This window comes from Flagellimonas sp. 389 (assembly GCF_018449435.1).
In the GTDB taxonomy this organism is placed as follows: Bacteria; Bacteroidota; Bacteroidia; order Flavobacteriales; family Flavobacteriaceae; genus Flagellimonas.
The window spans coordinates 113767-125708 of record NZ_JAHCMU010000010.1 but is presented as its reverse complement, the minus strand read 5'-3'; the positions used below and the strand labels follow the sequence as shown (position 1 = coordinate 125708).

Sequence of the window (11942 nt, the reverse complement as noted above, 5' to 3'; positions counted from 1 at the left end):
TGGAATGATTGTTCCAAATAAAATTAAAAACTTTAAATAAAAATCAAAATGGGAAATCTAGAAGGAAAAATAGCTGTAGTTACCGGTGGAAATAGTGGTATCGGTTATGCTTCAGCGAAAAAATTTAAAGAGCAAGGGGCCAATGTGATTATCACGGGGCGCTCAGAAGAAAAAGTAAACACAGCGGCCAACGAACTTGGTGTACAGGGTGTAGTGGCGGATGTTAAGGATCTCAATGCCTTGGACAGTTTGGTTGCCCAAGTAAAAGATAATCACGGTGCAGTAGACATATTATTTGTCAATGCTGGTATTTTTGCTCCGGCCCCGGTAGGTCAAATTACAGAAGAGATGTTCGATAACCAGATGGGAATAAACTTTAAGGGAGCGGTATTCACAGTTGAAAAGTTCCTACCTATTATTAAAGATGGTGGGGCCATAATCAATCTTTCTTCGGTCAACGCCTATACCGGTATGCCCAATACTGCTATCTACGCTGCAAGTAAAGCAGCAATGAACTCGTACACAAGAACGGCGGCAACCGAGTTGGCACCAAGAAAAATACGTATCAATTCTGTGAATCCTGGCCCGGTATACACCCCAATTTTTGGTAAAACAGGCATGCCTGAAGAACAATTGAACGTTTTTGCCGAGGCCATGCAAAACAGAATTCCCTTAAAACGCTTTGGACAGCCTGAGGATATTGCCAATTTGGTCAACTTTTTAGCATCTGATGAAGCCTCTTTCATCACTGGTGCCGAGTACAATATTGACGGGGGTATCAACGTAAATCCATTATTGGCAGGATAGCCTTATTTTTGTGTATGCCACGTACCAAACAATTTGATGAAAAGGAAGTGCTACAAAAAGCCATGGAACTCTTTTGGGAAAAAGGGTTCCATGCCACTTCCATACAAGATTTGGTTTCATGTTTAAGTATAAATAGGGCAAGCCTTTATGATACGTACGGTGGTAAGGAAGAACTTTTTAATCAGGCTTTCCAGCACTATAGAACTACCAATGGAGCAATTGTGAGAACGCTTTTTGAAAAGGAAAATTCAGTAAAAAAAGGGTTAAAGGTACTTTTTGATAAAGCCATTCAGCAATCGGTACAAGATGAGTGCAAAAAAGGTTGTTTTGTGGTAAATACCGCCACTGAGCTTATTCCCGGTGACGAAACCATTCACAAAGCTTTAATGGACAACACTGAAAATTCTCAAAAACTCTTCATAGACTACATCCAAAAAGGAATCGATGCTGGAGAAATCCCATCTTCCAAAAATGCAGCAAGTGTAGGGTTGATGCTTTTTACACTTTATAATGGCCTTCAGGTCTTGGCAAAAATAGAAACAGACCCGGATAAGTATAGAAGTATGGTCGAAGAAGGATTATCCATTCTTGATTGACCTTATTCCGAAATCTTGAACTTCACGTTCACCGAAGTCTCTACCTTTATTTTTTCAAAATCAATATCCAAAGGTTCTGCCTCAGCAACATCCTTGGCCATGGTCTTCATTTCCATACGTGGAGCTTGGTTGTATCTTGGATAATACGGTGTAGATACATCCAAAATATGTATTGCAGCTCCTACGGTCTGTCCTAAAGGAGAAGTTAGCGCTTTTGCCTTTTTCTTGGCTTTTTTAACTGCTTTGGATTTTAACTCCAGTTCCAGAGCATCCATCTTTGAATATTCGGTTTTTTCCAGATATGTATTGGAAATATCCAGTTTTTCCAAAGCGACCATAACTTCACCGGCTTTTTTTCCGGAATAGACGAGAAGTGAGTACTGTTTACTTTTAAGTACTTCTTTTTGTCTTAGAAAGTACTTTTTGAAGTTGCTGCTAAGATCTTTAATGACCAACTGCTTATCCAAATTAATGTCCAAGGCTTTAAGTCTAGTGGCCATTTGATTCTCTTGCTCTTCAACTGATTTTCGCCCTTTGGAATCTTTTTCTTGAATAGTGATGTTCAAGTAAATTTTATCTGGGGTCACCAAAGTGTCGACCCTTGCGGAGGTTTCTAGATAGGGAACGTCCAAGAAATTTTTGGTTTGGCTTAACAGGGCTGTAGTAAATAATAAGCAGAGTATGGGAATCAGGGCATGTTTCATGGATTGAAATTTTAGTTAAAGGTAAATACTTTTTTTGAGGGGCAAAACCTTTACCACTTTGATAAAACTATAAGGCTAAAAATAGTAAAGGAAAGAGTCCTATTCTTTCATTATTTTTAGTGTAAACTAATTCTGTCCAATAATGTACAATACATGAAATTTGTTTTAGCTCCAGATAAATATAAAGGTTCCTTAAGTGGACAACAATTCTGTGAGGCTGTGGAAATGGGAATTCTTAGGGTCTTTAAAGACGCAGAAATCATAAAAAGGCCTTTGGCGGATGGGGGCGATGGTACCATTGAAGTGATAAGGCACTACTTGAATGCTACTGAAGTAAAAACTACCGTAAAGAACCCACTCTTTAGAAATATTGCTTCGGGATATCTTTTTTCAAAAGAAAAGAGAGTTGCCTTTATCGAAATGTCCGAAGCCTCAGGTTACAAATTACTTTCCAAAGATGAATTGAACTGTATGAAAACCACTTCGCTTGGTACAGGTCAGTTGATTGCCCATGCTTTGAAACAAGGTGCAAGGGAAATCATTTTAGGTATTGGAGGTAGTGCCACCAACGATGGCGGTATGGGAATGGCCTCTGCTTTAGGGTATTCTTTTTTGGATGAAAACGGGGAAGTTCTGGAACCCATTGGCCAAAATCTGCATGAGGTAGTGGATATTAAAACGGATAAGGTGCTGCCACAACTCCAAAACCTTAAGGTGAAGGTAGCATGTGATGTTAAGAATCCATTTTATGGAAAAGACGGGGCAGCTTACGTATATGCTCCCCAAAAAGGGGCATCTCCGGAAGAGGTTAAAAAATTAGATGAAGGGCTTCGGAATTTTGCTGAAGTAATCGATAAAAAGTTTGGTGTTGCTATACAAAATGTTCCAGGGGCTGGTGCTGCCGGTGGTATGGGTGCTGGAGCAATGGTTTTTTTGAATGCTTCTTTGACTTCGGGTATTAATTTAATTATGGAAATGGCCGCTTTTGATGAAGCTTTGAAAAATGCCGATTGGGTTATCACAGGGGAAGGCCAATTGGATGGTCAAACACTTTCAGGAAAAACCATTGCTGGGGTACTTCAAGTTGTCAAGGAAAGAAAAATTCCCGTAGCGGCGTTATGTGGGTCGGTTACCCTATCCATAGACGAACTCGAAGTAGCTGGACTGCAGTATGTTACTTCCATATTGAATCAAGTGGGTTCGCTTGATGAGGCGAAACAGAATAGCTTTAAAAATTTGGAACTTGCCGGCTATAATTTCGCCAAGCTCCTAAATACTTCAATCGAACGGTAAAAGATCTGGTTGTAAATACTTGCGTTTTGCCAATGGGGATTTGTAAATATCAAACCCGTAATGACAAGCCATGAGTTCTTTGAAGTTGAATCTTAATCTGGGAAATTCTTTTATAAAGTCTGAAAAGGAATTTGATTTTGATTTAAGGACAAAATGATAAACTGCCCGAATAGCGGCAATGGTTAAAGTGTGGTTGTATTTATCAACCGCATTGAGTTTTTGGGTATATCGTTTTATTTGTTGTGTGACATTTTTGACCGCCGTGTCGATTCCGTATTGGGTCACATGAATCCATGCCAATCGTAAATGGGCTTCGTGGGTGAAGAGGTCAGGAGGTAATTCTGCACGTTCAAATTGATTTTCAAATTCTCGGTCTGTCATTTTTTTGTTTTTAAGAGTAGGTCTTCCTCATTTTAAATTCCAAGGAAGTTTTCACCGCGGGCCATTCACTGTTCAATATAGAAAAAATGACCGTATCCCTAATGTTTCCTTGTTTATCAATACGATGGTTTCTAATGATTCCATCTTGTCTTGCCCCCAATCGCAAAATAGCATTCCGTGAAGGGAAGTTAAAGAAATTGGTTTTGAACTCAACGGCAATGGCATCTAGTTTTTCAAAGGCATGGCTTAACATCAAGTACTTGCATTCGGTATTGATTCCCGTGCGTTGCACATGTTGCGCATACCAAGTATAGCCTATTTCCACCCTTCGGTTTGGTGCATCGGCACTACAAAAACGGGTAGAACCTACTATCGTATTTGTTTTTTTATCAATAATTACAAAGGGAAGTGCTAAACCTGCCTCCTCCGCATTTAGGGCAAAATCGATATAGGTATCCACAGTTTCTTTGGATGGAACAGAGGTATACCACAATTCCCAAAGATTACCATCTTCTGCCGCCTTAACTAATCCTGATTTATGGGAAGGTAGCATCGGCAAAAGTTTTACCAAGTTACCTTCTAGTTCAATGGATTGTAACCATGAATTCATGTCAACAAGTTTTTCGATACCCAAATATAGGTTTTATGTGTTGCTTTTTAGATAGGATTTTGATTACTACTTTGTTGTATTCTATTTCCTCGATTTTACATCTAGTAGTATCTTTAGAATTTTTTAATAGATATGTATGGTGTTCCACCATGCAATTGTATCACTATTTGTTTTTCAACAAAGCAATAAGAAGCAAACTGTTTGATTTAATCGTATAAGATGAATTATAGAACACTGGGAAAGACAGAGCTAAAAGTCTCTGAAATAAGTCTGGGAACATGGCAAGTTGGAGGAAAATGGGGGAGTGGGTTTGATGATAAAAATGCCGAACGTATTCTTAATGAGGCTATAGATAAGGGAATAAACTTTATTGACACGGCAGATGTTTATGAAAATGGGAAAAGTTAACACGCTGTAGGCAAACTCATTCGTTCCCGAAAAGAAAAAGTGTATATAGCTACTAAATGTGGTAGGTTTATAAACCCCCATGTTAGTGAAGGGTATCAACCAAAAGTGCTTAGGGAATATGTAGAGCAAAGTTTAAAGAACACAGGTTTGGACTATATAGACCTCATTCAATTGCACTGTCCGCCTACGGAGGTATATTATCGGCAGGAAATTTTTGAAGAATTTGAAAAACTCAAAAAAGAGGGAAAAGTATCCAATCTTGGAGTGAGCGTCGAGAAAGTTGAAGAGGCCTTAAAGGCAATAGAATATCCTAATGTGAGTACAGTCCAAATTATTTTTAATATGTTCAGGCATCGGCCTGCTGACCTGCTTTTTGAGCAAGCGAAAAAAAGAAATGTGGGAATTATTGCCCGCGTACCATTGGCAAGTGGATTGTTAACTGGCAAATTCCATTCAAAATCCACATTTTCGAATGATGACCATCGCCAATTCAACCGCAAAGGTGAAGCTTTTGATCAAGGTGAAACGTTCTCGGGAATAGATTACAATCTGGGTCTTGAAGCGGTTGAACGGTTAAAATCGATATTTCCAAAAGATTTTGAGTTGGTGCATTTGGCCATAAAGTGGATATTGATGTTCGAAGAAGTGAGCTGTGTAATACCAGGTGTATCAAAAAACGAGCAATTGTATTCCAATTTAGAAGCGTTGAAACTTCGTAATCTTTCAAAAGAAGAAATGCTGGCAGTTGAAGATGTTTATAATGAGATGATTCGCCCATCGGTGCATCATCGGTGGTAAAGTTAAAAGACTATATACTTTACCTACCCAAGCATCTGATTGCACTTTTCAAAAATTAGCAGCCTAAAGTATGGCAATTGTATGACTAGCATATACCCTAAACCAATTTGGGTGATAGTTGCTGTTCCGTTGGGTAAATGTATTGTTTTTTTACCTCCCCTTTTTCCCTTTTAAGTGTCGATTTTCCCCCTCACCGAAGTTTTGTGGTATATTTTTCTTCATCAGCATTTCTTTGTTTCATCAATTAAATCAACAGAACCAAATGAAAAGAGAAGCTACGAACAAACTGATTTATTTCTTCTTCCCCTTTACCTGTTTTATTCTTTCAACAGTAGTTTTCATAATACTATTGACGGTACGTTTAGGAATTTTTAAATAGAACGAATTGTTGTAGAAAGTGAATTAACAAATTCAGAAAAAAGGGAGGTTAGTAGTACCCGAAACGTATAGTTTAGTGTTTATTTTAGTTAGGAAGTGCCCTCAAGATAGAAGTTGTTTTGAGGGCTTTCTTATGGAACCTCTTCTTTTTAAGAATTAAGCCATTGTTTAAACTCGGCAGCTTTGTTCTTACTAATAATAATATCAACTTCAGAATTAGGGTCGACCAAAATCTTTAACTGATTATTGCCATACTTAATGATTTTATTGATTGCCGAAATAGCAACTATAAATTGACGGTTGGCTCGATAAAAATGGCTTTCGTCCATGTTTGAAAACAACTCATCCAAACTAACATTTGTCGTGGAACGACTTCCATCAAAACAGACTACGTAGGTAATCGTACTTTCAGTATAGATGTAGGCAATATCCTCCGTGGAAATGGGTCTAAGTTCATTTCTTACGTAGGTGAGTATTCTTTTCTTGTTCTTTTCGGAGTCGGTTTTAGGTACATTAAGTTTGGTGTCCATGACCTTTTGCTGGTAGTTGTCCAAGTCTTTGTTGAGTTTGGCCAAGTTGACCACTTCGTCTCCCAATCTTTGGTTTTGATCTTCCAACTTTTGGTTTTTGGCTTCCAGCTTTTTCTCGTAGGCACTTCCTATAATCCTCACCATGATTACCGAACAAAGAATCAATGCGGCTCCCATAATAATAAAAATGGTGTAGAACTTGTTTCTGATATCATCAATCTGTGTAGAAATCTTTTTGACGTTGGCATGGGCAGCGATTATCCAATCCGAGTTTTTTACTGGATATAAATAGATGATTTCAGAATCTCGGTCTTCTTCTTTAAAGTCCCGTACCCCTCCAAAGCTTCTTTTGTCGGTCAATAATTCATAAAAATCCTCTGAGGTCATTTCACCATCTACCGAGGTTACAGAAGATTGATTTGGATTGATCTGTTGCCCAACTTTGGTAATATCTGGGTGGCAGATTTCCTTTCCAGACCAATCGAACATACAGATGAAACCATTTTCAATATTCGTGTTTTCAATACTTCTTTGGACATTATCGATTACCGAATCTTTTGGTATGCCACTGGCCAATTGAAACCCTATCAAACTTGCAACTTCCCTAGCTTCTCTTTTGCTCGATTCCAATTGGGTGTTTAAAAGGTTATTGGCACTAACCTTTATAAAGGACCTCGTTGAAATTCCTGCAATGAGCACAAAAATTACCGTTATGGCCAAAAATGTAAAAAAATAGAGCCTATCCTTTCTCATGGGGTTATAATGTTGAAAACGTAATTTCCTTAACTACAGAATAAGATTGATCGGGTTTCTAAAAAATCCATCACAAACCTTCTTTGCAAAAATAACTTTCTTTCCCAGTTTGGGGAAACTAGTTTTTTATTGGAAAATCTCTTTCCATATCACGGTCAATTCTTCCCTTTCAAAGCCAATTTTTCCCTCTCACGAACATTTTGTCCTTATAACCTCCTGGTATATAGTTGTTTTGCTGTGAATAAAAAATCGAACACAAATGAAGAATATTTTAAAACCCATCTTGCTTTTTTCGGCTGTTTTGGTATTTGGTTGCACCAACGATAGTGAAAGTGATCTATTGCTAGTGGACGATACCGAGAACACGGATAATGAAGGTGATGGTGAAAATGGAAATGCCACAGTTACATTTTCAGCCAACATTCAACCCATAATCACAAGCAATTGTTTGGGATGCCATTCGAGCCCACCAAGAAACGGGGCGCCATTTGCTTTGGTAACCTATGACCAGGTACGTGCTCGAAATGCCGGGGTACTGAACACCATCTCTAAACAAACCGGAGAGCCAAACGCCATGCCACCATCTGGTAGAATGCCACAAGCATCAATAGACCTTATCGAACAATGGATTCAAGAAGGATTAGCAGAATAATAGATAAACATAACACCAAAATAAACAACAATGAAAAACTTAAGGAACACGATTCTGTTAGCTATGATCTCTACAGTAATAGGAGTTTATACTGGCAATGCCCAGAAAAAATACATTGATAAAAATGCCAATATTGTATTTGAAGCTTCAGAAAAACTATTTGAAGAAGTAAAGGCAGAGACCGAATCTGCTACTGCCATTCTTGACACTGAAACCAACGAAATCGCTTCTCTGGCTTTGGTAAAGGGATTTCGCTTTAAAAACTCCTTGATGCAAGAGCATTTCAATGAAAACTATATTGAATCCGATACTTATCCCAAAGCAACTTTTAAGGGGGAGCTATTGGATTTTGATAGCTCAAAACTTACAGAGTCCCCATCGGAAATTCTCGTAGATGGAACGTTGGGCTTGCATGGAAAAGAAAAAGATATACGGACAACCTTATCTGTTCGTAAAGTGGAAGATGCTATTGTTATGGAAGGTGCCTTCAAGGTCGCTCCAGAAGATTTTGATATTGAAATTCCAAAATTAGTGCGCAGCAAAATTGCTAAAGAAGTATTGGTACAGATCAACTTTAATCTTGTTGGAAGATGAAAATGCAAAAATACCTGACCATTGCCTTTGTAGCATTAATCATTATAACTTTTGCCTCTTTTTTTATGTACAGCTACATGTACAGACCTCACAGAAATGTCATTGAAGAACAAACGGTAGCTGTATTATCGGCAACAGAGTTACAGAACAGATTTGCCGATGCTAACGGTTCGTTGGAAAGCTTTGCGGATAAAATTATCGAAGTCAATGGATTGATAAGCAATGTGGAACAACAACGAACCATTATTGTGGACGACAAAGTTCAAATAGATTTTGATGGCAGTAGTGAAATTGAAGCAACCTTGATAAAAGGTAATATGATTCGCGTAAAAGGAAGGTGCGTAGGTTATGATGATTTACTCGAAATCGTAAAAATAGACCAGGCTATCCTGATCAACAATTACTAAACACTTCAGAAAACAGAAAAAATGAAAACAATATACCTCATCCTCTTTTTATTGCCCATAGTAGGTTTTTCGCAAGACGACCTATTATCAGAAATTGATACTAACAATGCCAAAGACTTTGAAAGCGCCGCTTTTAAAGGATTGAAAATCGTAAACTTTGAATCCACCAAAATGGTATCCCAAAAAGAGCTGTATTTTGTGGTATCCCACAGGTTTGGCTCCATAAAACCAGGATTTGAAGATTTTTTTGGGCTCGATCAAGCGGTTACCCGATTGAACTTCATTTATGGAATTTCCGATGGTATCAATGTAGGGGTTTCACGTAGCTCATTTTTGAAAACGTATGAAAGCTCGTTAAAACTTCGATTGGTACGGCAGCAAAAAAAGGGCTTTCCCGTTACGTTGGTAGGGTTTGGAACTTTGCTCATTAACGGAGCCTTGGACGATGTAAATTTACCGCTCCTTAAGTTTGAGAACCGTCTTGGATATACGGCCCAGTTATTAATAGCCAAGAAGTTCAACAAGAACTTTTCTTTAGAGCTAATCCCAACCTTTTTCCATGACAATTTGGTGCAATTGGATGAACAAGAGAACTCACAATACGCCCTTGGAATTGGAGGTAGGCATAAACTGTCCAAAAGGTTATCGCTTAATATCGATTACGGATTTCACCTGAACAGGGCCGATAACGCTCCCTTTAACAATCCACTTTCAGTGGGTATCGATATTGAAACGGGAGGCCATGTTTTTCAATTGCATTTTACAAACGCCCAGCCAATGAATACCAACGGCTTCTTAGGGCAAGCGACAGGTGACTGGTCTGACGGGGATATATTCTTTGGGTTCAATCTATCAAGAGTCTTTTAAAACAAAAAAAATGAAAATAAATAAACCAAGTATCGCAAGAATTCCCGTTCAGCAATCATTTTGTTCTCGTTGTTCGGTCAAGATCAAAGAAGCACTTTCAAATATCAAGGATATCACCAATGTAAATCTCTATCCTATGGAATCCCTGATAGTATTCAATTTTGTTAGGGCAAATCAAATTTCCAATGCGCTGAATGTGTTAACAGAACTCGGCTACCCAGAAATGGGCGAAAAAAATAATGGTAGAACTCCTGTTCCAGTGTACAGTTGTAATGGGTGTTATGAAAAATCATGTCAAAAATCAAATTATAAAACATAAAGCGGAAAGGAAACCTATGTGAGACTGAACATGTCATAAGCAATATGCTTAACAATTTTTTCGAAACATAGCATCCCACCCTTTCCGCTGATCCTATACATGGTACGGTAATCAAAACGGTTACCGGACATTCAAACTTTTTAAATCTTCAAAAACAATTATTCTTTAATTAAAAATTATCTAAAAAATGAAAAATTATCTATTATCCCTTTTAACAGTATTGGCAGTGTGGAGCTGCTCAGAAGACGATGCTTACAATGATGATTTGGACCCTGGAGGTGAGGACCCGGTTGAAGAAACACCGGACTCAACAACGGAAGTACGTTCCGTAATTATCAACGAAGTAGAATACTTGGTGAACGACCATATTGAACTTTACAATAATGGAGACGTAGCGGTAGATCTTACCAATTACTGGATGTGCCTTGGCCCAGGACAATATTTTAGAATTGGTGATGCAGAAGCTACCGAAATCGTAAGTGGTTCAGTATCCCTTGAGCCTAGTGAATACTTGGTGATAGCACCAGTAGCCCTTGAAGCATCTAACAATGCGGGTGGACTTGGGCTTTATGCCAACAACGATAACTTTGGTAGTGCCGCTAACATTAGAAGCTTTGTACAATGGGGTGCATCTGGTAACGCAAGGGAAGTAGTGGCCGTTGAAGCTGGTATTTGGAATGCCGGTGGTTTCATTCCCAATGTGCCTACTGGCGCTAGTATAGCCTATGATGGAGAGGGCAACACATCAGATGATTGGTCAGGGACATCTACCCCTACCTTGGGCGAGGGCAATACATTTACAGAACCCGTTTCCGAAGTACGTTCAATCATTATAAACGAAGTTGAATATTTGGTCGATGACTATATCGAACTTTACAATAATGGAACTGTAACCGTAGATCTTTCAGAATATTGGATGTGCCTTGGCCCTGGAAGATATTTTAGGATTGGTGACGGTGATGCTACCAAAATCGTAAGTGGTTCCGTATCCTTGGCACCGGGCGAATATTTGGTGATAACACCAATGGTTCTAGATGCTCCTAACGATGCGGGTGGACTTGGGCTCTATGCCAACAACGATAACTTTGGTAGTGCGGATAACATTAGAAGCTTCGTACAATGGGGTGCCGCTGGCAATGCAAGAGAAGTTGTTGCGGTAGAAGCCGGTATCTGGAATGCTGGTGGTTACGTTCCACATGTACCGATCGGTGCCAGCATTGCTTACGATGGTGAAGGACTTACTTCAGACGATTGGGCAGGCACTGGTATAATCACTTTTGGTGAAGAGAACATATTCAAGGAAGTTGTAGTAGAACGTTCTGTGATTATCAACGAAGTGGAATATTTCCTTAATGATGATATAGAACTCTACAATAATGGAAACATAACGGTAGATCTTTCTGACTACTGGATGTGCCTTGGCCCTGGAAAATACTTTAGGGTAGGTGATGGCGATGCTACCGAGGTTGTAAGTGGTTCCGTATCCTTGGCACCTGGTGAGTTCTTGGTCATATCACCAGTAGTTCTTGAAGTGCCTAACGATGCAGGTGGATTGGGTCTGTACGCGAACAATAATGGTTTTGGCAATGCCGATAACATAAGAAGCTTTGTGCAGTGGGGTGCTGCCGGCAATGCAAGAGAGGTCGTTGCTGTAGAGGCAGGTATCTGGAACGCTGGTGGTTTTGTTTCAGGTGCATTGAAGGGTGCCAGTATTGCCTACGATGGTGAGGGGTTCACTTCAGACGATTGGGGCGTTGATTCTAGAAGCTTGGGTGAAGACAATGGTGCCATTGGAATTGGAATAGGAGCCGAAGAGATTGGTAGACTTGAATAAAAGTATGCTGT

13 protein-coding genes and 1 pseudogene are annotated in these 11942 nt (G+C 39.2%); 10 read left to right on the top strand and 4 right to left on the bottom strand.

The window, feature by feature from the left end; all coding sequences use genetic code 11:
- Nucleotides 1-48: 48 nt before the first annotated feature.
- Together KIM67_RS10375 and KIM67_RS10370 are read left to right on the top strand one after the other, a co-directional pair.
- A complete protein-coding gene (locus KIM67_RS10375; protein ID WP_213831261.1) occupies nucleotides 49-807 on the top strand; it encodes an SDR family NAD(P)-dependent oxidoreductase in 759 nt (252 codons plus the stop codon).
- A gap of 14 nt (nucleotides 808-821) precedes the next feature.
- Nucleotides 822-1403 carry a TetR/AcrR family transcriptional regulator gene (locus tag KIM67_RS10370; protein ID WP_213831260.1) on the top strand — a complete coding sequence of 194 codons (582 nt, stop codon included), beginning with the start codon at nucleotides 822-824 and terminating at the stop codon, nucleotides 1401-1403.
- Between the two features lie 2 nt (nucleotides 1404-1405).
- On the opposite strand, the gene KIM67_RS10365 is transcribed toward KIM67_RS10370, so the two are convergent.
- Nucleotides 1406-2107, bottom strand: coding sequence for an SIMPL domain-containing protein (locus tag KIM67_RS10365; protein WP_213831259.1), 702 nt, complete (start codon nucleotides 2105-2107; stop codon nucleotides 1406-1408).
- A gap of 153 nt (nucleotides 2108-2260) precedes the next feature.
- On the opposite strand from KIM67_RS10365, the gene KIM67_RS10360 reads away from it, so the two are divergent.
- Nucleotides 2261-3400, top strand: coding sequence for a glycerate kinase (locus KIM67_RS10360; RefSeq protein WP_213831258.1), 1140 nt, complete (start codon nucleotides 2261-2263; stop codon nucleotides 3398-3400).
- Here KIM67_RS10360 and KIM67_RS10355 read toward each other — a convergent pair.
- Nucleotides 3386-3781, bottom strand: a complete 396-nt coding sequence (locus KIM67_RS10355) for a hypothetical protein (RefSeq protein WP_213831257.1) — start codon at nucleotides 3779-3781, stop codon at nucleotides 3386-3388. The two genes, KIM67_RS10360 and KIM67_RS10355, sit on opposite strands and share 15 nt — an antisense overlap.
- Before the next feature lie 10 nt (nucleotides 3782-3791).
- Entirely contained in the window at nucleotides 3792-4391 is a 600-nt protein-coding gene (locus KIM67_RS10350; RefSeq protein ID WP_213831256.1) for a GNAT family N-acetyltransferase, read from the bottom strand.
- Nucleotides 4392-4610: 219 nt separating this feature from the next.
- Between KIM67_RS10350 and KIM67_RS10345 the strand changes: the two are divergent.
- A pseudogene (locus tag KIM67_RS10345) lies at nucleotides 4611-5597 on the top strand (aldo/keto reductase).
- A 527-nt stretch (nucleotides 5598-6124) separates the two neighbouring features.
- Here the strand turns inward: KIM67_RS10345 and KIM67_RS10340 are convergent.
- A complete protein-coding gene (locus KIM67_RS10340; protein ID WP_213831255.1) occupies nucleotides 6125-7258 on the bottom strand; it encodes a LytTR family transcriptional regulator in 1134 nt (377 codons plus the stop codon).
- A gap of 259 nt (nucleotides 7259-7517) precedes the next feature.
- Between KIM67_RS10340 and KIM67_RS10335 the strand changes: the two genes are divergently transcribed.
- The 6 genes from KIM67_RS10335 (at nucleotide 7518) to KIM67_RS10310 (ending at nucleotide 11931) form a co-directional block, all read left to right on the top strand.
- Nucleotides 7518-7910 carry a hypothetical protein gene (locus KIM67_RS10335; RefSeq protein WP_213831254.1) on the top strand — a complete coding sequence of 131 codons (393 nt, stop codon included), beginning with the start codon at nucleotides 7518-7520 and terminating at the stop codon, nucleotides 7908-7910.
- Between the two features lie 30 nt (nucleotides 7911-7940).
- Nucleotides 7941-8504, top strand: a complete 564-nt coding sequence (locus KIM67_RS10330; RefSeq protein ID WP_213831253.1) for a YceI family protein — start codon at nucleotides 7941-7943, stop codon at nucleotides 8502-8504.
- Nucleotides 8501-8911: a hypothetical protein gene (locus KIM67_RS10325; protein WP_213831252.1), complete on the top strand. Its 411-nt coding sequence runs from the start codon at nucleotides 8501-8503 to the stop codon at nucleotides 8909-8911. The genes KIM67_RS10330 and KIM67_RS10325 overlap by 4 nt, the downstream gene beginning before the upstream one ends.
- 21 nt (nucleotides 8912-8932) lie before the next feature.
- Nucleotides 8933-9778: a DUF5777 family beta-barrel protein gene (locus tag KIM67_RS10320; RefSeq protein ID WP_213831251.1), complete on the top strand. Its 846-nt coding sequence runs from the start codon at nucleotides 8933-8935 to the stop codon at nucleotides 9776-9778.
- A 10-nt stretch (nucleotides 9779-9788) separates the two neighbouring features.
- A complete protein-coding gene (locus KIM67_RS10315) occupies nucleotides 9789-10097 on the top strand; it encodes a hypothetical protein (protein ID WP_213831250.1) in 309 nt (102 codons plus the stop codon).
- 187 nt (nucleotides 10098-10284) lie between these two features.
- Complete coding sequence (locus KIM67_RS10310) at nucleotides 10285-11931, top strand: hypothetical protein (RefSeq protein ID WP_213831249.1); 1647 nt, start codon at nucleotides 10285-10287, stop codon at nucleotides 11929-11931.
- Nucleotides 11932-11942: the final 11 nt, after the last annotated feature.